This is a genomic window from Asticcacaulis sp. P4_H10 (assembly GCF_056400965.1).
The window spans coordinates 159,187-177,299 of the sequence record NZ_JBFUKH010000004.1 but is presented as its reverse complement, the minus strand read 5'-3'; the positions used below and the strand labels follow the sequence as shown (position 1 = coordinate 177,299).

Below are 18,113 nucleotides of genomic sequence, written 5' to 3'. Positions count from 1 at the left end.
CCTAAAAAAGTCTCCGATGAAACATCACTCTACAGACAGGCAGGCATTATAGCCGCCGGCATCGACGACGCGGGCGCGCGACTGGATGCTGCCGGAGCGCTTGCGGACATACTTGCCGGAATTGGCGGCCTTCCACTTCAGCGGGCTGGGCAGGATGGCGGCCAGACGGGCCGCTTCGGCGCGCGTCAGGTTCTTGGCGCTCTTGCCGAACCAGTAGCGCGAAGCCGATTCGGCGCCATAGACACCCGGGCCCCATTCGACGCTGTTGAGATAGACCTCGAGGATACGGTCCTTGGGCCACATGACCTCGATCAGGAAGGTGTAATAGACCTCGGCGCCCTTGCGTACCCACGACCGCGACGGCCACAGGAAGACATTCTTGGCCGTCTGCTGCGAGATGGTCGAGGCGCCGCGCTTGCGCTTGTGCCTGGCATTATACTTCTGCGCCTTCTCTATAGCCTCGTAATCGAAGCCGTCATGCGTGCAGAACTTGGCATCTTCGGCGGCGATGACCGCGGCCTTGAGATACGGGCTGATGTCGTCAGCCGACACCCAGCGATGGTCCAACCCCCTGCCCTCGGTCAGGCGTTGCAGCATCAGGAAGGTCACCGGCACCGGCACGAAGCGGTGAAGAGCGACGGACAGGATCGAAAAGGCAAAGAAGCCGGCGATCACCAGCCCGATCAGGCGGAACCAGCGAATCTTGCGCTTCGGCTTTGGTGCAGGCTCGGGTGCTTCCGGTGTCTCCACCGGCTCCGTCTCCTGAACCTTGTCGCCAGATAACTGGTCATCTGGCACCTTGTCGTAAAGAACTTCGGCGTCCGGCGCGCCCTTGGCTTCGCCGCCCTCGTCTTCGTTACTCATCTACTCGCCCCTGGTAGCCCCTATGCTTCCACTTCGTAGATATAAACGAAACCGTCCTCATCGCCAAACAGTATGCGCGTGCCGGTTTCTGACAAGGCCATCGCCGTGATGGCGCTGCCTTTTTCGCGCTTGATCCATTCGATGCCGGTCGATTGCAGCTCACCCAGCCAGACGCGGCCGTCTTCGGTGCCGGCGGCCAGCAGCGTGTCTTCGACGGCGCCCGCGACGACCGACACCATGGTCGAGGTCTCGGGATTGATCTCGGAAGCTTCCTGGCCCATCGGCCCGTTTGGCCCAAGGAACGGCCATACGACCGCGCCATTGGCGCCGGACGTAGCCAGAAGTTTGCCCTGGGCAAAGAACTGCAGCGACTTGATCTTGGCGGGATAACCGCCCATGCGCATGTCCTTGCTGTCCTTCAGCCGCCAGCCGTGCAGGGCGTTTTCCTGCATGGCGGTGACGACGTAGTCACCCTTGGGCGACATGGCCAGGCGTGTATGCGATCCTGGCCACTTCAGCTTGGTGGGCTTTTGCTGGGCGACGCGCGTGAACCAGACATTCACACCGTTATAGGTAGCGCAGTAGAGCTTGCGGCCGTCGGGCGAAAAAGCCAGGTCCGACACCGAATGATCGTGTGTAAAGATGTGCTCGGCCTTTTTCAGCAGGTCGCGGACAAAGACCTTCTTCGACGCGACATAGGCGATCGTCTGGCTTTCACCAGCAACCGCGACACGGTCAATCCACGCGCCCTTGTGGGCCACCAGTTCGACGGGGCCGGACTCTTTCGTCGTCCACACCACGCGGCCATCGTCACCGCCGGTGATGATGCCGACGCCGGTTGGATGGACGACGGCGGTCAGCAGGCCGGCATTGGGGTGAGCCTCGAAGCTCTTGTCCGAGTCTGGAAACACGACGCGACCGTCGCCAAGCGCGACAATGGCTTCGTCAACGGTATCAAACAGGGCGGCGACGACGAATTCGTCGTAGGATTTGGTCGTCAGGGTCATGTCAGGGCTTATAGCTTCATAAATCCCCTCTCCCTGCGTGCGGGGAGAGGGCTAGGGTGAGGGGCAATAGACCGGAGACAGTGTCTGGGGAAGCGTTTTTTGCCCCTCATCCGGTTGCCAAGACGAACACCTTCTCCACGTAAACGGGGAGAAGGAATGTAAAATCACACCAACGACGCTTCAAAACCGGCGCGCAGCGCAGCTTCATCTAGATGACGGCCGATAAACACGGCCCGCGACACACGCTTCTCACCCTCGCGCCACTCCTGCTGCAGCTCACCTTCCAGGATCATGTGCACAGCCTGGAAGACCAGGCGCTTATCCTCGCCCTTGACGTTGAGAATGCCCTTGGCGCGCAGGATGTCCTGGCCCTTTTCCGCCAGCAGCTTGTCCAGCCACTGGGTGAACTTCATGCCGTCGACCTGGCGATCCGAGCTGAGCGACACGCTCTTGATCTCTTCGTCGTGGATCGGATTGATAGTGTGGCTGCAATGCGCGTCGTGGACGTGGCCGGCTTCGCCATGGGCCGGATTGTGGTGATGGTGGTCATGCCCATGATCGTGACCGTGGTCATGATGGTGATGACCGCAGTGCTCGTCATGGACATGGCCCGCCTCGCCGTGCGCCGGATTGTCGTGCGCGTGACCATGATGATGGTGGTCATGATCATGGTCGTGATGGGCATGGTTCTCGACCGTTTCCATCTTGGCCAGGTCAAAGCGGTGCTGGTTGAGCAGGCTCTTGATCGGCACGTCCGAACGCTGGGCGCGCTGGATCGAGGCCAGCGGGTTCAAGCCCTTCAGGCGCCCTTCGATCTCGTCGAGCTTTTCCGGGCTGACCAGATCGGTCTTGTTGAGAATGATGTGGTCCGCAAACGCCACCTGTTCCTTGGCTTCCTTGCCGTCCTTCAGCGCCTGTTCGAAGTGACGTGCATCGACCAGGGCCGTTACCGAATCGAGATAGGTCTTGGCCTTGATCTCTTCGTCGACGAAAAAGGTTTGCGCCACCGGGCCAGGATCGGCCAGGCCGGTCGTTTCGACAATGATCGCGTCGAACCTGCCCTTGCGCTTCATAAGACCCGACAGGATGCGGATCAGGTCGCCGCGCACCGTGCAGCAGACGCAGCCATTGTTCATCTCGAACACTTCTTCATCGGCGCCGACGATCAGGTCGTTGTCGATGCCGATTTCGCCGAACTCATTGACGATGACCGCATACTTCTGGCCGTGGTTTTCCGACAGGATGCGGTTCAGCAGCGTCGTCTTGCCGGCGCCAAGATAACCGGTGAGCACGGTGACGGGGGTCTTCTGGGAAACAGCGGCAGTGTCGGCCATGGTCATCTCTTGAATGTCAGGTCTTGAAAGTCTGGGGGGTGTTACTTTGTATCCGGTCTAAGTATGCCTTTGTCGGATGAAATCAAGCGGAAGTGACGGACAGACTGTAAAAGTCATCGCGCCTATCACCTCGTGATATAATTTTTCTTCGGTTTTGACGGAACATGCGTTATATTGCGCCGCACAATATTATTCGTATAGAGCTTATGACCGAGACCATTACCCTTCCCGCCAAAGACCGCCCCCTGCTGCTGACCGCGTCCGAATTCGCCCGCCTGGCCGACCTGGCCTGGCGCACCGATCCGCGCAAGAGCCTCGCCAAACAGATATCCGAAGCCATCGGCGTCTCGGAAAGCTCGGTCGAGCGCTGGCTGAAGGACGACGCACACCCGGCGCCGGCGGACCGCATCGCCCAGGCGCTGAAGCTCGCCAATGAGCGCATGTACGCCAATGCCGATCTGCTGATGAAAGTGGCGACCACGCTGGCCAGCCATCCGGCGTGATTCCGAACCGACAATAATTGACGAAATTCCGGTATCCAGCGTTGACTCCATGACGCATCCGGGTATAAGTCGCGCCCTCTCGCCCAGGGCCTACCCGGTCCATGGGGCGGTTTTTCCATTTCTCGCGTGGACAGTTGGGCACATCGCTCACAACGCCTGCGCCATATATGAGGCACTTGACCATGTACGCGGTCATCAAAACAGGCGGTAAGCAATACCGTGTCGCCGCCGGCGACCTGATCAAGGTCGAAAAGCTCGAAGGCGAACCCGGCGCTGCCGTGACCTTCAACGAAGTGCTGATGCTCGGCGACGTCGTTGGCGCGCCGCTGGTTGACGGCGCTGCGGTCACCGCGACCCTGATCGAAACCCGCAAGGGCGAGAAGGTCCGCATCTTCAAGAAGATCCGTCGTCAGGGCTATCGCCGCACGACCGGTCACCGCCAGTTCGAAACCGTCCTGCGTGTCACCGGCATCTCCGGCGCCGGCAAGACGTCGAACTGGGATGGCGTTGTCTCGCTGACGACCAAGCTGGAACTGAACACCCGCGCCCGTAACCTCGCTCCGCGTGGTCTGGCTGCTGCGGTTGAAGCCCCGGTCGTCGAAACGGCTCCGGTCGCTGCTGAGGAGGCTCCGGCCCCCAAGAAGAAGGCCGCACCGAAGAAGAAGACCGAAACCAACGCTGACGAAGCGTAAGAACAAGATTTGAGGAGCTAGTCTCATGGCACACAAAAAATCTGGCGGTTCGTCGCGCAACGGCCGCGATTCAGAAGCCAAACGCCTTGGCGTAAAGCGCTTCGGCGGCGAAAACGTTCTCGCCGGTAACATCCTTGTCCGTCAACGCGGCACCAAGTTCTGGCCGGGCACCAATGTCGGCCTCGGCCGCGATCACACGCTCTTCGCGACAGCGACAGGCGCCGTGAAGTTCACGACCAAGCGCGATAACCGCTGTTATGTGTCGATCATCCCGGCCGCAGTGGCCGCCGAATAAGCACTGATCAGAACATTTCGGATCGTGCTTAGCCAACTAAGCCGATCCGGACCTTGATTTGAGCGGGAGTCCGGATTTACCGGGCTCCCGTTTTCGCATTTGGATTTCAGAAAAAAAGCCTGAAATCAAAAAAGTGATCCCGCTCAGAGACACCCCCTCTCGAACTGACACAGTTCGACCCTAAATAGGCCGCATCCCACCCGCATAAGGGCGGGATAAAAGGCCAAAGGAGATGAGCAATGATCACCAGACATGACATTGACCGGCAGCCCCCAACCGGCAGACCCGAGCAGATCAGCATCGAGACGTCGCGTCTCAGCCTGACACCGCTGAAGCCCGCCGACATCGACAACTTCATGGCCGTGTTCGCTGGCGAAGACGCGGCGCGCATGACCCATGCCATACCCCACCCGCTCAGCCGAGACGAAGCCTTTCGGCTACTGACCGACATGGCGGCCTCCAGGCTGACCTACTGGGCCATCCGCGTCGAGGACGACCAGCTGATCGGCGTCATTTCGCTGACCAAGTCCACCTGCGGCAAGGCACCCGGCATGCACACTTTCGGCCCCAACCTGAGCGTCTTCATCGCGCCGGCGCATCAGGGTAATGGTTATGCGCTGGAGGCTATCGACGGCCTGCTGCGCTGGGTCAAAAAGCGCAGGCTGCATCGCATAATCCAGGCGGCGCACTTTGTCGACAATGAACCGTCGGCGCGTCTGCTGGTCAGTGCCGACTTCCTCTACACCGGTCGCAAGACCATGGAGACGTCGCAGGCGCGTGATGGCGAACATCAGGCGCTGCACATGATCCGGATTCTTTAGTTTTAACAGCTCCGCCGTTAACAACGGCGGGGCTTTCTACCTGCTTATTCTCCCCATGAGCACAAGGTCGTTGATCTTGTGCTCGTTTTCGTACAAGTAACGCCCATGAAATTCCTCGATCAGTGCAAGATTTTTATTCGTTCCGGTAATGGCGGCGCCGGCAGCGTCTCTTTCCGCCGGGAAAAGTTCATCCCCAATGGCGGACCCGACGGCGGTGACGGCGGCAAGGGCGGCGACGTCTGGATCGAAGCCGTCGACGGATTGAACACCCTGATCGACTATCGCTACCAGCAGCACTTCAAGGCCAGGACCGGCGAGCACGGCAAGGGCCGCCAGATGCACGGCGCCAATTCCGAAGACATCGTCCTCAGGGTTCCCGTCGGCACGGAGGTGTTCGAGGAAGATTTCGAAACCCTGATCATCGACCTCGACGAAGCCGGCAAGCGTTACCTGCTGGCCAAGGGCGGAAATGGCGGCTGGGGCAATACCCGTTTCAAGGGGCCGATCAATCAGGCGCCGACCTTCGCCCTGCCCGGCCAGGACGGCGAGGAAAAGTGGCTGTGGCTGCGCCTGAAACTCATCGCCGACGCTGGCCTGCTTGGCCTGCCCAATGCCGGCAAGTCGACCTTCCTGGCCGCATCGAGTGCGGCCAAGCCGAAGATCGCCGATTACCCGTTCACCACGCTTGTCCCCAATCTCGGCGTCATCGACCTGGGCCCCGAGCAGCGCTTCGTCCTGGCCGACATCCCTGGGCTGATCGAGGGCGCGTCCGAAGGCGCCGGCCTCGGCACCAAGTTCCTGGGTCACGTCGAACGCACCAAGGTGCTGATCCACCTGGTCGATGGCACGCAGGACAATCCGGTCGAGGCTTACAAGGTCATCCGCCGCGAACTGAAAGCCTATGCCGAGGACCTGGCCGAGCGGCCGGAAATCGTGGCGATCAACAAGATCGACGCCATGGATGCCGAGCTGCGCAAATCCCTGAAGCAGAAGCTCAAGCGTGCTTCAGGCCAGACACCGCACATGATTTCGGGCGTGTCCGGCGAAGGCGTACGCGAGCTTCTGTTCGCCGCGCTCGAAACCATCCAGGGCAAGGTTACGGACAAGGACAAAGACGAAGAGACGCAGGCCTCTACGCCATACAGCCCGTGGGACAAATGATCCGCTGATGTGGTTTGCCGGCCCCGCCCCGATGTCGCCCGCCATGGGCTCTGCCCTGCGCAGCGGACCGCATCTGGAACGCGGCATGACAGTCGGCCTGTTCGGCGGCTCGTTCAATCCGGCGCATGAAGGCCACCGCCACGTTGCCGACACAGCCCGTGCGCGCCTGGGGCTGGACCGGATCATCTGGCTGGTATCACCGCAGAATCCGCTGAAAAGCCGCCATGAGACGGCGCCGCTCAGCGAACGCATCGCCCAGCTCAAACCCTTCATCGGCCCGAACGACGTCATCTCGGATTTTGAGACCCGGATCGGCGCCACCTATACGCTCGATACCCTGCGCGCCCTGAAGACCCGTTATCCCGGCGTGCACTTCGTCTGGATCATGGGCGGCGACTCGCTGGCCAGCTTCCACGGCTGGCGCGGCTGGGTGCAGATCATGCACATGGTCCCGGTCGTCGTCGTGTCGCGCCCCGGCGTTTTGATGAAGGCCCGCCTGTCGCCGGCCGCCAAGCGCTTTGGCCGCTACCGCCACCCGGAACGGGCCGGACACATCCTGCCCTATCGCCAGGCACCAGCCTGGAGCTACATCAAAGGCCCCCTGCACGGCCATTCGTCATCCGCGATCCGCGCACAGCGCAAGGTCGTCGTGGAATAAATTCAGCTTTGATTCAACGCTCTAAACGGTGCTCCATTTTGAAGGAAACGGAGCACCGTTTAGATTCCATGCTTGTCGCATGCTTGGCCCGAAAACCGGTTTCCACTTTTCGGAGCATGCTCTAAGTAACGGCAAATGCTTGCAGAACTTAAATGTGAAGCTGTTGCCGTCAACGAGGGATGACCAGCAAGCAGGTTTGTGATAAGGTCACTCTCAATACAGTTTTAAAAGGAACCCTGACCCTGTCTCTTCAACCCGCGCACGACGCGCAAAAGCCCGTTATCGAGTCTCAATCGCTTGAGACCACCACTCTGAGCACGCTGGCCGAAGGGGAGGCCGCAGGCCAGAATTCCGACATGTCACTGGAAACGCTGATCGTCAATCGTCTCGACGATGACAAGGCGCAGGACATTGTCTGCATCGACCTCAAAGGCAAGTCATCGGTCGCCGACACCCTAATCATCGCATCGGGGCGCTCGCACCGCCACGTCGGCGCGCTTGCAGACCACGTCCTGCGCGCGCTCAAGGAAGCCGGCTATGGCAAGGCCAAGGTCGAAGGCCTGCCGGCCTGCGACTGGGTGCTGATCGACGCCGGCGACGTCGTCGTCCACGTCTTCCGTCCGGAAGTCCGCGCCTTCTACAATATCGAAAAGATCTGGTCGCTGTCGCCGTCCGAGCACAGCCTGTCCTGATCCGCAAAGGTTGAGGGAAGCTTATGAAACGTCTGGCACTGGTGCTGGCAGGTTTCGCGCTGTGCACTGCGCCCCCTGCCCTCTCCGCTCGGCGGCCGGTCAAGGTTATCAAGCTTCCCGCTTCATGCTCGGGCTTCAGCAATAGCCAGCAGGCTGCTGCGTGCTACGCTACGCGGCTTGACAAGGCGACGACGTCGCTGGAATCCACGATCAGCGAGATCAAGCTTAAGGGCAAGTTCGACCCGGACGGCACGGCAGCCAAGACGTTCGACTCCGCCCATGACTTCTGGCTCAAGGAAATGAACCTGACCTGCAACGCGGTCGAGAAGTTCTACAGCGAAGGCACTCTGGCCGTCGCGGAACCGTTGCGATGCAAGGTTGAGACGACCGAAGGCCGCGAGCAACTGTTGCGTAGCCTTTACCGTTCGGTCCTGAAAAACTGATATGAAGCTGATACTGTGCGCCGTCGGCAAGCTCGGCGCGACCACTGAAAACGCCATGGCGCGCGATTATCTCAGCCGCGCCACGCAAACAGGCCGATCGTTGGGCCTGGGTCCCGCCGACCTGATCGAGGTCGAGGCGAAGAAGGCGAAAAATCTTACATCCGCGCAGTTGAAAGCCGCCGAAGCCGAGGCCATCCGCGCGGCCCTGGCCGATGGCGGCATATTGATCGCCTGCGATGAGCGCGGTGAACAGCTGACCTCACGCGCCATCGCGCAACGCGTTGAAAAATACAAGGACCGCGGCGAGCGCCGTGTCACCTTCCTGATCGGCGGCGCCGATGGGCTTGATCCGGAATTGCGAAACACAGCCGCCTTTTCGCTCGCCTTCGGGGCGCAGACCTGGCCGCATGCCTTGGTGCGCGTCATGCTAGCTGAACAGATGTACCGCGCCGTGACCATATTGGCCGGCCTGCCGTATCACCGGGATTAAGCGCCATGTGCCAAAAAGTGTGCAGCGGTTTTTGGCTTAACATTGCGGCAAAAAATAACGCTAATGCAGCTCTTCGACCGGCGCCAATAGCCGCAGCAGAACCTGATCGCGCCTTTGCTGGGCCGACGCCAGAGGGGTGACGCCGTAATGGTCCTCGGCGGCAGCCGACGCGCCGCGGGCCAGTAGCAGCGAAACGACCTCGTACTTGCGGCAACGCGCCGCGACCAGTAGCGGCGTCTCGCCGTCGATATTGCGCGCTTCGATGTCTGCGCCCTTGTCGAGCAGGACCTTCACACCATGAGCGAAGCCCTCCTGGGCCGCCGTATGCAGCGGCTGGTCCTGATCGGGGAAGGACGGCTGGGCGACGCCGGCGCCTGCCTTAATGAGCAGGTCGGTCATGTCGTCGTCTTCAAACATCACGGCCTGACGCAAAGCCGCGCCCTCTTCGGCGCTGACATCGGCATGGCGCGCCACGAATACCGCTGCGATCGGGATATTGCCGCTGGCAGCCGCTGCCACAAGCGGCGTAAAACCGCGGTTGTCGTGCTGCATCAGGTCGGCGCCCGCCTGGATCAGCGCATCGGCGATGCGCAGATGGGCCGGCGTCATGTCGAGGCTGGTGTGTTCGGCCAGGATATGCAGGCCGCTGAAGCCCAGGGCGTTGATCGCCAACGGATCGGCGCCGTTTTCTAGCAAAAGCCGGACGATGCCGTCATAACCACCGCTGACGGCCAGGTGCAGGGCGGTATCGTCATTGCTGTCAGGCAGCGACAGGTCCGCGCCCGCCATGACCAGAAGCGCCGCCATGTCGCCTGCCCCGGCTTCGCAGGCACGGTGCAGGGCCGAACGGCCCGCGTCGTCGGTCAGGTTGACGTCCACGCCCGTCGCGACCAGTGCGCGGGCGTCGCGCAGCGCCCATTCGCCAGCGGCGGGTTCACAGTCTTCGTCTTTCGTAACGCTGGCAGCGCGCATCAGCGGCGTCTCGCCGGCGTGGGTGCGGACATTGACGTCCAAGCCCTGCGCCAGGAACCAGCTGAGCACACGCTCATCGGGCGTGGCGATCGCCAGGTGCAGGGGTGATGTGCCGTCATAAGCGTCGCAGGTGGCCGGGTCGGCGCCTGAGGCTTCAAGCGTTTGCAGCACGCCTAAATCGGCAAACGGACCGCTCAGGGCCGCATGGAAGACCGGCGCAGGATCGCCGGGCTCATAGGCCAGAGACACACCCAGCCCCAGCGCTGAGCGCAGCATCGGCAGATGGGATTTGGCTAGGGCGCGAAAGAGCGCCTGACGCAGGCTGTCCATTGGCATTGTCGGAATCGTCAGTGGTCGGGAGCGGAGAGAACGCCGAAAACACGCTGGACGCAAGGCAAACTTGTTGTGACAAGTGGCTTACGTTTATTGAAGGTTAATGCGGCCTGGCCTAGATTCATAACCATGAAGCGCGCCTCCGCCCTGTTCCTGACCGTCACCTGCCTGTTCCTGCTGGGAACGGTTGCGCAGGGCGATGCCCAGCAGCGGACGCGCGCCCTGACGATCCAGGAGCAGGAAGAGCTGGAGCGGCTGTCGGCCGAGGTCCGCGCCAATACGCGCAAACGCGACGCCACGCGCCAGACGGCGCGCCAGATCGGCCGCGAGGTCGAGGACCTGAAGCAGCGCATCATCGACATTTCACGCCGGCAAGGCACGTCCGAGACGCGTTCGGCCGTCTTCCGTGCCCGGCTGGAAACCCTGAACCTCCAGGAAGCCGACATTACGCGTAAGCTGACGGCGATGCGCGCCAAGGAGGCGCGGCTGCTGTCGGCCCTGCAAATCTATACGCGCAATCCGCCGCCGGCCATCTTCATCTCGACACGGCGCGCCAATGACGCCGTCGTCGCCGCCATCATCATGCGCGAGATCACGCCGGAACTGCAAAAGCGCACCCAGGCCCTGGCGGCCCAGAACGCCGAGCTGGTCCGCCTGCGCCGGCAGGCCGCCTTGCAGAACGAATCGCTGTTCGTCGCCGAAAGCGACGTATCGCGCCAGCGTTCCGAGATCGAGGCCCTGATCAGCCAGAAGCTGGCGCTGGAAGACCAGTTGCTGAGCCAGGCCGACAAGCTGGAGGCCCATGCGGAGGAGCTGAAGGCGCGTGAGAACCGCATGCGCGGCGACCTGCCCCTGCGTGGCCTGCTGGGCGTCGGCCAGAAGGACTCAAGCCAGTTGCAGCAGCCGGTCGTCGGCGAAAAAGTCTCGGATTTCGGCCAGGCTTTAGGTGGGCAGACAGGGGGCGGCCGGACCGAACGCGGCGTGCGTTTCGCCGTCCAGCCGGGCGCGCAGGTCACGGCGCCGGTCGAAGGCGAGGTCGAGTTCGCCGGCCCGGTCGAATCGTACGGCCAGGTGGTCATTCTCAATGCCGGCAACAATTATCACGTCGTGCTGACAGGTATTGGCCGGGTGTTCGTCGACAAGGGCCAGACTCTCCGGCGCCATGAGCCGATTGGCCGCATGCCGAACCTTTCGGAACGCAAGGTCGCTCTCTATATGGAACTGAGGCACGGAGAGACGCCGGTCAATCCCGCGACCTCGCTGAAAGTGTCTTCGCGCTGACACTTGCAGAGAATTTATTCACAGCCTGCCCCGCCCCGTTTACGCCACACTCACACTCTTATATGAGAAGTTAAGTTGAGTACCCCGTCCCCTGAGGATCGCATGAAGAATTACGTTCTGGGTGGCGTTGCCGCCCTGGCTCTCAGCATCGGCGCCGTGGCTTATGCCAACCAGCCGGTCTTTTCGCCTCGTTCCGACACTTATCGGCAGCTTGAGCTGTTCGGCAATGTGATGGCCATTGTCCAGCAGGACTATGTCGTCAAGACCGACAGCAAGAAGCTGATCCAGTCGGCGCTGGAAGGCATGCTGGCCAGCCTCGATCCGCACTCCAACTATCTGTCGGACGAGGATTACAAGGAACTCCAGGAAAAGACGCGCGGCAATTACGGCGGCATCGGACTGGAAGTCCAGAGCGAGGACGGCGCGGTCAAGGTCGTCACGCCGATCGACGATACCCCTGCCCAGAAGGCCGGGCTCCAGTCGGGCGACTACATCACTGCTATTAACGGCACCAGCATCCTGGGCATGCGCCTCAATGACGCCGTCACCAAGATGAAGGGCGATCCCGAAACCAAGGTCACTCTGACCCTGGTGCGCACCGGCAAGGACGAGCCGTTCGACGTCACCCTGACCCGCGAAATCATCAAGGTCCGCTCGGTCAAGGCGCGCATGGAAGGCAATTTCGGCTATCTGCGCATCGCCAGCTTCTCGGAAACGACGGCCAACGATACACGCGACGCCCTGGCCAAGCTGATGGCCGAGAACAAGAACATGAAGGGCCTGGTCCTCGACCTGCGCAACAATCCGGGCGGCCTGCTCGATCAATCGGTTGGCGTCGCCGACCTGTTCATCGACGGCGGCGAGATTGTCTCTCAGCGCGGCCGCGACCCCAAGGACATCATCCGCTACCAGGCCAAGAAGGGCGATATGCTCAAGGGCATGCCGATGGTCGTGCTGACCAATCCGGGCTCGGCCTCGGCGGCGGAAATCGTCGCCGGTGCGCTTCAGGATCATCACCGTGCCTCGATCGTCGGCCTGACGACCTTCGGCAAGGGTTCGGTCCAGAGCGTCATTCCGCTCGGTGAGAACCGCGCCGTCAAGCTGACGACCGCGCGCTACTATACGCCGTCGGGCCGTTCGATCCAGAAGACGGGCATTGAGCCCGATCTGGAAGTCGCGGCTTCGAAGGAGCAGGCCAAGTACATCGCCACGGCTTCGATGCAGTACTCCGAAGCGGCCTATAGCAACGCACTCGATTCCGACGAAGGCAAGGCGCGCCGCGCTTCGCACAACGTTCAGGAAGTGCCGCCGGAAAGCTTCGATACCAAGGCCGGGGACTTCATCCTGACGCGCGGCCTCGACGTCCTAGGTTATGGTGGCGACGTCAAAATCGCAGCGGCACATCCGCGCGGCCAGGCCCTGGCCGACGCCGACCTGATCGACAAGCCGGGCAAGCGCTTTGAGAACCTGACCAAGGCCGGCGCCACGGGCGATGCAAAGCCGAAAGACGCTTCATCGGCCTCGTCTTCGTCGTCATCTTCGTCGTCCGGCACCTCGAAGAACTGATCGATCGCCTAGAGCTATCCTTAAAGACGCGGTCCGTGGAGACCGCGTCTTTTCCATTCGTTAGTCTTTGTTAACCGAATTCCGGCACATTGCGGGGGAGGAATCCCGTCATGTTCGCCAAGCCCAAACTCCCGTCGTTTCCAAGCGCCAGCGCCTTTAAAGCGGCCGCCAGGATCGACCCGCGCGCCGTGCTCGACAAGACGATCGCGCTGTTCAAGAAGCCCTATGTCGCGCCGCTCACGGCCTTGGGCGCATTCGCCCTGTGCCTGATTGCCTTCCTGACCCTGGCCGGCGATCCGGATGCCGCCTCGCCGTCGGTGCGCATCAAGCTCGACCGCGAAAAAGCGACCTCGGCACACGTCAACACCTATAATTCCGAACCCGAACAGGCCTTCACGCTCGACGCCATGGGCATGTTCCCGGAAGCCGGCGCCGATGCCTTCGCCAATGGCTATGCGACACCCGCCGATGGCCCCGCCGTCATCACGCTGCCCGGCGACCTCGCCGAAAAAGCCATCAAGGCGCCCAAGCCTGGTGTCACGCCGCTGCCGCAGACACCGATCGCCGGCCTGTCCCAGCAGAGCCCGGGCGGGCCGATGCCGATCATTGCCGCGAACGGCATGACCGTGTCGTCGGCCTACGCGCGTCCGTTCAGGAGCGATGGCCGGCCGATGGTGTCGCTGATCGTCGGTGGCCTCGGCCTCAACCCGACAACTACGCGCGAAGCCATCGAGAGCCTGCCGCCACAGGTCACCCTGTCTTTCGTGCCCTACACGCCGGGCCTGCAAGGCTGGATCGACCTGGCGCGCGCCAATGGCCACGAGGTCATCGTCGAAGTGCCAATGCAGCCGACCAACTATCCCGACAACGATACCGGCCCGCAGACCCTGATGGCCAACAGCCGCATGGAAGACCTGATGGCGCGCATGAACTGGGTGATGAGCCGCGCCAGCGGTTACTTCGCCCTGTCGAACTATCAGGGTGGCGCCTTCTTCAAGGACAAGGCGGCGCTCGGCACCTTCATGCAAAACCTGGAAGCGCGCGGCATCGCCTTTGTTGACGATGGCCAGTTGCGCGGCACAGCCGGCGCCTGGGGCCGGGTTTCGGCCGACCGCGTCGTCGACAGCCAGATCAACGCCACGGCCATCAGCGCCCAGCTCATGGGGTTGGAACAGCAGGCCAAGTCGCGTGGCGCGGCACTCGGCACCGGCTTCGCCTATCCCGTGACCTTGGCAGTGGCCTTGAAGTGGACACAGGAACTTGACGGCCGCGGGCTGCAACTGGCACCTGCCTCTGCCCTGCTCAAGCACTAATCGATGACCGAAGCGCCTAAGAACTACCGCCCTAATGTCGGCATCGTCGTCTTCAATGCAGAGGGCAAGGTCTGGCTGGGTCACCGTTACGGCATGACCGGCGATCACAGCTGGCAGTTTCCGCAAGGCGGGGTCGATGACGGGGAGGACCTCGAAGCCGCCGCCCTGCGCGAACTGTTTGAAGAGACCGGCATTCGCTCAGTCGAGATCGCGGCCCGGACCGCCGACTGGATCTATTACGATTTCCCACCCGAGGTGCTGGCGCAGGGCCGCATCGGCCGCAACTTCGTTGGCCAGAAGCAGGTGTGGTACGCCCTGCGCTTTACCGGCGACGACAGTGAGATCGACCTGGCCGGCCATCACGAGCAGGAGTTCTCGCGCTGGGAATGGTGCGCGCTCGACAGCGTCATCGATCGCGTCGTCCATTTCAAGCGCGACAGCTACCGCCAGGTGATCGCGGAGTTCGGCCCTGTCATTCAAGGGTAACGCTGTTGTGTCCGTTTGGCGGGCAATGCTGACTGTTCCTGGCATGTTGCGGCGGATAGGTGTGGGTGCCCACCTCACCCAAGGAGCTACATATGTATATCGATGGATTTGTCGCGGCAGTGCCTGCCGCCAATAAGGACAAGTATATAGAAATGTCGAAAGGCTATGCGGACTACTGCAAAGGCCTGGGCGCGATCAAGATCGTCGAGTGCTGGGGCGACGATGTGCCGGATGGCAAGATCACCTCTTTCCCGATGGCGGTGAAGCTTGAGGAAGGCGAAGTCGTTGTGTTTTCGTGGGTGGAATGGCCGGACAAGGCGACGCGCGATGCTGCCAACCAGAAGATGATGAACGACCCCGAGATGGCGAAGATGGAGATGCCGTTTGACGGCAAGCGCATGATCTATGGCGGCTTCCAGCCGTTGCGCGAAGTGTGAGCTGATAAACGAATGGGGCGTGGGGTCCGTGACCCCACAAACCTTGCTGATACCAAAGAAAAAGCCTGGCCCCAAAAGGCCAGGCTTTTTCTTTGGTTCTAGGAAGACTTGGGGCCTCAGGCCCCAAACCCCATTCGTTTTTAGTGCACGCTTTCGAGGTACTCGCTGGCATGCTCGGCCAGGATGGTCATGCCCTCGGCGTTAACGTCGGCAAAGCCGCCGCGCACCTGAAAGATACGCGTCGTCCCGTCGTTCATGACAATGACCTCGCCTTCGGCCAGGATAGTCATGAACGGCGCATGGCGCGCCAGAACGCCGAACTGGCCTTCAACGCCCGGAGCGACGACCTGATCGACGTCGCCCGAGAACAGCTCGGCTTCCGGTGTAACCAGCGAGACGTGGAGCTTCTCAGCCATCTTACTTGCCTTCGCCGGCCAGGCGCTCGGCCTTGGCGATAGCGTCTTCGATCGTGCCGACCATGTAGAAGGCCGCTTCCGGCAGGTGATCGTAATCACCGTTGGCGATGCCCTTGAAGCCCTTGATCGTATCTTCGATCGACATGAGAACCCCTGGAGTACCCGTGAAGATTTCAGCGACGTGGAAGGGTTGCGACATGAAGCGCTGGATCTTACGGGCGCGGGCGACCGTCAGCTTGTCTTCTTCCGACAGTTCGTCCATGCCCAGGATGGCGATGATGTCCTTCAGGGCCTTGTACTGCTGCAGGATTTCCTGAACGCGCGTGGCGACCGTGTAGTGCTCTTCGCCGACGATGCGCGGATCGAGGATACGCGAGGTCGAGTCGAGCGGGTCAACGGCCGGATAGATGCCCTGTTCGGCGATCGAACGCGACAGAACGGTCGTGGCGTCAAGGTGGGCGAACGAGGTGGCAGGCGCCGGGTCGGTCAAGTCATCGGCCGGAACGTACACGGCCTGAACCGAGGTGATCGAGCCCTTGTTGGTCGAGGTGATACGCTCTTGCAGACGGCCCATTTCGGTCGCCAGCGTCGGCTGATAACCCACGGCCGAAGGAATACGGCCTAGCAGAGCCGACACTTCCGAACCGGCCTGCGTGAAGCGGAAGATGTTGTCGACGAAGAACAGAACATCCTTGCCTTCGACGTCGCGGAAGTACTCGGCCTGGGCCAGGCCGGTCAGGGCGACGCGGGCGCGGGCGCCGGGAGGCTCGTTCATCTGGCCGTAAACCAGGGTGCAGCGCGAGGTACCGCCACCGCCGTGCTGGTTCACGTTCGACTCGATCATTTCGTGATACAGGTCGTTGCCTTCACGGGTCCGTTCACCAACGCCGGCGAACACCGAGTAACCGCCGTAGGCCTTGGCGATGTTGTTGATCAGTTCCTGGATCGTAACGGTCTTGCCGACGCCGGCGCCGCCGAACAGGCCGATCTTGCCGCCCTTGGCGTACGGGCAGATCAGGTCGACGACCTTGATGCCCGTAACCAGCAGCTCAGCCGAAGTCGCCTGGTCGGCGAAGGCCGGTGCGTCGGCATGGATCGGGTTGAAGAACTTGGTGTCGATCGGACCGGCTTCGTCGATCGGCTCGCCGATGACGTTCATGATGCGGCCGAGCGTTGCCGGGCCGACAGGCACGGTGATCGGGCTGCCCAGGTCGGTGACGTCCTGGCCCCGGACCAGACCTTCGGTCGCGTCCATGGCGATAGTGCGGACGGTGTTTTCACCCAGGTGCTGGGCGACTTCGAGCACGAGACGTGCGCCCGAAGCGGTGTTGGTGGTTTCGAGCGCGTTCAGGATGGCCGGCAGGTTGCCGTCGAACTCGACGTCGACAACGGCGCCGATGATCTGCGAGATGCGACCCTTGGCGGTAGCAATGGTTTGATGGACGGTCATGTTCAGTTCCTACAGGGCTTCGGCGCCCGAGATAATTTCGATCAGTTCCTTGGTGATCTGGGCCTGGCGCGAACGGTTGTACTTCAGCTGCAAGGCTTTGATCATTTCGCCGGCATTGCGCGTGGCATTGTCCATCGCGCTCATCTGAGCGGCATAGAAGCCGGCATTGTTTTCGAACAACGCCGACAGAAGCTGTACCGACAGGTTGCGCGGCAGCAGCACTTCGAGGATTTCCTCTTCGCTGGGCTCATATTCGTAGACGGCGTTACCACCGGCGGCCGCTTCCGCAGCACTCGCGTCGATTTCGGCCGGGATCAGGCGCTTGGACGCCGGAACCTGGCTGATGACCGACTTGTACTGCGAATAGAACAGCGTGACGACGTCGGCGCGGCCTTCGTTGAATTCGGCCGTGACCAGTTCCGAGATCGGCGCCACCACGTCCAGCGTCAGCACCTTGGTGCCCGACAGGTCGTAGGATTCGACGACGCGGTCACCGTACATGCGCTTCAGCTGGTCGCGGCCCTTGCGGCCGACCGAGATAATGCGGACGTTACGGCCCTGCTCAATCTGGGCATCGATGAAGTCGCGGGCGGCGCGGACGATGGCGGTGTTGAAACCACCCGCCAGACCGCGATCCGCCGTCGCGACGACGACGAGTTGATTGTGTTGCGCGCCATTGCCGGTCAGCATCTTGGGGGCGTCACCGCCCGAAATACGGCTGGCCAGGCTGGCGATCACCGCCGCCATGCGCTTGGCGTAGGGACGGGCGTTTTCCGCCGCGTCCGTTGCGCGCTTGAGCTTGGCCGCGGCCACCATTTGCATCGCTTTCGTGATCTTCTGCGTGGCTTTCACGCTTCCGATCTGATTGCGCATGTCCTTCAAGCTGGGCATGAAGTGAG

General features: G+C 61.8%; 21 protein-coding genes. 14 read left to right on the top strand and 7 right to left on the bottom strand.

Annotated features, from left to right (window positions below; all coding sequences use genetic code 11):
* Positions 1 to 24: 24 nt before the first annotated feature.
* From mtgA to AC1DON_RS08960, 3 genes are all read right to left on the bottom strand, one after another.
* Entirely contained in the window at positions 25 to 864 is an 840-nt protein-coding gene (mtgA, locus tag AC1DON_RS08970) for a monofunctional biosynthetic peptidoglycan transglycosylase (protein ID WP_476934446.1), read from the bottom strand.
* A 20-nt stretch (positions 865 to 884) separates the two neighbouring features.
* The gene (locus AC1DON_RS08965; protein ID WP_476934445.1) at positions 885 to 1,871 is read right to left on the bottom strand and encodes a WD40 repeat domain-containing protein; all 987 of its coding nucleotides are present in this window, start codon (positions 1,869 to 1,871) and stop codon (positions 885 to 887) included.
* Between the two features lie 164 nt (positions 1,872 to 2,035).
* Positions 2,036 to 3,205, bottom strand: a complete 1,170-nt coding sequence (locus AC1DON_RS08960) for a CobW family GTP-binding protein (protein ID WP_476934444.1) — start codon at positions 3,203 to 3,205, stop codon at positions 2,036 to 2,038.
* A 206-nt stretch (positions 3,206 to 3,411) separates the two neighbouring features.
* Between AC1DON_RS08960 and AC1DON_RS08955 the strand changes: the two genes are divergently transcribed.
* The 9 genes from AC1DON_RS08955 to rlmH all read left to right on the top strand — a co-directional run bounded on the left by AC1DON_RS08955 (position 3,412) and on the right by rlmH (position 8,960).
* Positions 3,412 to 3,708: a hypothetical protein gene (locus AC1DON_RS08955; protein ID WP_476934443.1), complete on the top strand. Its 297-nt coding sequence runs from the start codon at positions 3,412 to 3,414 to the stop codon at positions 3,706 to 3,708.
* 182 nt (positions 3,709 to 3,890) lie between these two features.
* On the top strand, positions 3,891 to 4,400 hold the full coding sequence (gene rplU, locus AC1DON_RS08950) for a 50S ribosomal protein L21 (protein WP_476934442.1): 510 nt from the start codon (positions 3,891 to 3,893) through the stop codon (positions 4,398 to 4,400).
* Positions 4,401 to 4,425: 25 nt separating this feature from the next.
* The gene (gene rpmA / locus AC1DON_RS08945; protein WP_476934441.1) at positions 4,426 to 4,695 is read left to right on the top strand and encodes a 50S ribosomal protein L27; all 270 of its coding nucleotides are present in this window, start codon (positions 4,426 to 4,428) and stop codon (positions 4,693 to 4,695) included.
* A 239-nt stretch (positions 4,696 to 4,934) separates the two neighbouring features.
* Positions 4,935 to 5,516 carry a GNAT family N-acetyltransferase gene (locus AC1DON_RS08940; RefSeq protein ID WP_476934440.1) on the top strand — a complete coding sequence of 194 codons (582 nt, stop codon included), beginning with the start codon at positions 4,935 to 4,937 and terminating at the stop codon, positions 5,514 to 5,516.
* Between the two features lie 105 nt (positions 5,517 to 5,621).
* The gene (gene obgE / locus AC1DON_RS08935; RefSeq protein ID WP_476934439.1) at positions 5,622 to 6,677 is read left to right on the top strand and encodes a GTPase ObgE; all 1,056 of its coding nucleotides are present in this window, start codon (positions 5,622 to 5,624) and stop codon (positions 6,675 to 6,677) included.
* 7 nt (positions 6,678 to 6,684) lie between these two features.
* Positions 6,685 to 7,335, top strand: a complete 651-nt coding sequence (locus AC1DON_RS08930) for a nicotinate-nucleotide adenylyltransferase (RefSeq protein WP_476934438.1) — start codon at positions 6,685 to 6,687, stop codon at positions 7,333 to 7,335.
* Positions 7,336 to 7,514: 179 nt separating this feature from the next.
* Positions 7,515 to 8,027, top strand: a complete 513-nt coding sequence (gene rsfS, locus AC1DON_RS08925; protein ID WP_476934437.1) for a ribosome silencing factor — start codon at positions 7,515 to 7,517, stop codon at positions 8,025 to 8,027.
* Positions 8,028 to 8,050: 23 nt separating this feature from the next.
* Positions 8,051 to 8,470, top strand: a complete 420-nt coding sequence (locus AC1DON_RS08920) for a hypothetical protein (RefSeq protein WP_476934436.1) — start codon at positions 8,051 to 8,053, stop codon at positions 8,468 to 8,470.
* Position 8,471: 1 nt separating this feature from the next.
* On the top strand, positions 8,472 to 8,960 hold the full coding sequence (gene rlmH, locus AC1DON_RS08915) for a 23S rRNA (pseudouridine(1915)-N(3))-methyltransferase RlmH (RefSeq protein ID WP_476934435.1): 489 nt from the start codon (positions 8,472 to 8,474) through the stop codon (positions 8,958 to 8,960).
* A 60-nt stretch (positions 8,961 to 9,020) separates the two neighbouring features.
* Here rlmH and AC1DON_RS08910 read toward each other — a convergent pair whose 3' ends face one another.
* Complete coding sequence (locus AC1DON_RS08910; RefSeq protein WP_476934434.1) at positions 9,021 to 10,262, bottom strand: ankyrin repeat domain-containing protein; 1,242 nt, start codon at positions 10,260 to 10,262, stop codon at positions 9,021 to 9,023.
* Positions 10,263 to 10,394: 132 nt separating this feature from the next.
* On the opposite strand from AC1DON_RS08910, the gene AC1DON_RS08905 reads away from it, so the two are divergent.
* The 5 genes from AC1DON_RS08905 to AC1DON_RS08885 all read left to right on the top strand — a co-directional run bounded on the left by AC1DON_RS08905 (position 10,395) and on the right by AC1DON_RS08885 (position 15,348).
* The gene (locus AC1DON_RS08905; protein ID WP_476934433.1) at positions 10,395 to 11,546 is read left to right on the top strand and encodes a murein hydrolase activator EnvC family protein; all 1,152 of its coding nucleotides are present in this window, start codon (positions 10,395 to 10,397) and stop codon (positions 11,544 to 11,546) included.
* Positions 11,547 to 11,648: 102 nt separating this feature from the next.
* Positions 11,649 to 13,112 (top strand): S41 family peptidase, encoded by a 1,464-nt coding sequence (locus tag AC1DON_RS08900; RefSeq protein ID WP_476934432.1) that lies wholly within the window; start codon positions 11,649 to 11,651, stop codon positions 13,110 to 13,112.
* 110 nt (positions 13,113 to 13,222) lie between these two features.
* On the top strand, positions 13,223 to 14,425 hold the full coding sequence (locus AC1DON_RS08895) for a divergent polysaccharide deacetylase family protein (protein ID WP_476934431.1): 1,203 nt from the start codon (positions 13,223 to 13,225) through the stop codon (positions 14,423 to 14,425).
* A gap of 3 nt (positions 14,426 to 14,428) precedes the next feature.
* A complete protein-coding gene (locus AC1DON_RS08890; protein ID WP_476934430.1) occupies positions 14,429 to 14,911 on the top strand; it encodes an RNA pyrophosphohydrolase in 483 nt (160 codons plus the stop codon).
* Positions 14,912 to 15,003: 92 nt separating this feature from the next.
* On the top strand, positions 15,004 to 15,348 hold the full coding sequence (locus AC1DON_RS08885) for a DUF1428 domain-containing protein (protein ID WP_476934429.1): 345 nt from the start codon (positions 15,004 to 15,006) through the stop codon (positions 15,346 to 15,348).
* 140 nt (positions 15,349 to 15,488) lie between these two features.
* On the opposite strand, the gene AC1DON_RS08880 is transcribed toward AC1DON_RS08885, so the two are convergent.
* Genes AC1DON_RS08880 through AC1DON_RS08870 form a run of 3 tightly spaced genes read right to left on the bottom strand, consistent with a single transcriptional unit; the run spans position 15,489 to position 18,105 of the window.
* Complete coding sequence (locus tag AC1DON_RS08880; RefSeq protein WP_476934428.1) at positions 15,489 to 15,764, bottom strand: ATP synthase F1 subunit epsilon; 276 nt, start codon at positions 15,762 to 15,764, stop codon at positions 15,489 to 15,491.
* A 1-nt stretch (position 15,765) separates the two neighbouring features.
* On the bottom strand, positions 15,766 to 17,214 hold the full coding sequence (gene atpD / locus AC1DON_RS08875) for a F0F1 ATP synthase subunit beta (RefSeq protein ID WP_476934427.1): 1,449 nt from the start codon (positions 17,212 to 17,214) through the stop codon (positions 15,766 to 15,768).
* A 9-nt stretch (positions 17,215 to 17,223) separates the two neighbouring features.
* Positions 17,224 to 18,105 carry a F0F1 ATP synthase subunit gamma gene (locus AC1DON_RS08870; protein ID WP_476934426.1) on the bottom strand — a complete coding sequence of 294 codons (882 nt, stop codon included), beginning with the start codon at positions 18,103 to 18,105 and terminating at the stop codon, positions 17,224 to 17,226.
* Positions 18,106 to 18,113 lie beyond the last annotated feature (8 nt).

Coding starts and splice junctions, on each gene's coding strand:
- rlmH (WP_476934435.1), top strand. CDS start 8,472: ATGAAGCTGATACTGTGCGCCGTCGGCAAGCTCGGCGCGACCACTGAA.
- AC1DON_RS08900 (WP_476934432.1), top strand. CDS start 11,649: ATGAAGAATTACGTTCTGGGTGGCGTTGCCGCCCTGGCTCTCAGCATC.
- AC1DON_RS08895 (WP_476934431.1), top strand. CDS start 13,223: ATGTTCGCCAAGCCCAAACTCCCGTCGTTTCCAAGCGCCAGCGCCTTT.
- rplU (WP_476934442.1), top strand. CDS start 3,891: ATGTACGCGGTCATCAAAACAGGCGGTAAGCAATACCGTGTCGCCGCC.
- atpD (WP_476934427.1), bottom strand. CDS start 17,214: ATGACCGTCCATCAAACCATTGCTACCGCCAAGGGTCGCATCTCGCAG.
- AC1DON_RS08920 (WP_476934436.1), top strand. CDS start 8,051: ATGAAACGTCTGGCACTGGTGCTGGCAGGTTTCGCGCTGTGCACTGCG.
- AC1DON_RS08885 (WP_476934429.1), top strand. CDS start 15,004: ATGTATATCGATGGATTTGTCGCGGCAGTGCCTGCCGCCAATAAGGAC.
- AC1DON_RS08870 (WP_476934426.1), bottom strand. CDS start 18,105: ATGCCCAGCTTGAAGGACATGCGCAATCAGATCGGAAGCGTGAAAGCC.
- AC1DON_RS08910 (WP_476934434.1), bottom strand. CDS start 10,262: ATGGACAGCCTGCGTCAGGCGCTCTTTCGCGCCCTAGCCAAATCCCAT.
- AC1DON_RS08965 (WP_476934445.1), bottom strand. CDS start 1,871: ATGACCCTGACGACCAAATCCTACGACGAATTCGTCGTCGCCGCCCTG.
- AC1DON_RS08880 (WP_476934428.1), bottom strand. CDS start 15,764: ATGGCTGAGAAGCTCCACGTCTCGCTGGTTACACCGGAAGCCGAGCTG.
- AC1DON_RS08930 (WP_476934438.1), top strand. CDS start 6,685: ATGTGGTTTGCCGGCCCCGCCCCGATGTCGCCCGCCATGGGCTCTGCC.
- mtgA (WP_476934446.1), bottom strand. CDS start 864: ATGAGTAACGAAGACGAGGGCGGCGAAGCCAAGGGCGCGCCGGACGCC.
- AC1DON_RS08940 (WP_476934440.1), top strand. CDS start 4,935: ATGATCACCAGACATGACATTGACCGGCAGCCCCCAACCGGCAGACCC.
- AC1DON_RS08960 (WP_476934444.1), bottom strand. CDS start 3,205: ATGGCCGACACTGCCGCTGTTTCCCAGAAGACCCCCGTCACCGTGCTC.
- AC1DON_RS08905 (WP_476934433.1), top strand. CDS start 10,395: ATGAAGCGCGCCTCCGCCCTGTTCCTGACCGTCACCTGCCTGTTCCTG.
- rpmA (WP_476934441.1), top strand. CDS start 4,426: ATGGCACACAAAAAATCTGGCGGTTCGTCGCGCAACGGCCGCGATTCA.
- rsfS (WP_476934437.1), top strand. CDS start 7,515: ATGACCAGCAAGCAGGTTTGTGATAAGGTCACTCTCAATACAGTTTTA.
- obgE (WP_476934439.1), top strand. CDS start 5,622: ATGAAATTCCTCGATCAGTGCAAGATTTTTATTCGTTCCGGTAATGGC.
- AC1DON_RS08890 (WP_476934430.1), top strand. CDS start 14,429: ATGACCGAAGCGCCTAAGAACTACCGCCCTAATGTCGGCATCGTCGTC.
- AC1DON_RS08955 (WP_476934443.1), top strand. CDS start 3,412: ATGACCGAGACCATTACCCTTCCCGCCAAAGACCGCCCCCTGCTGCTG.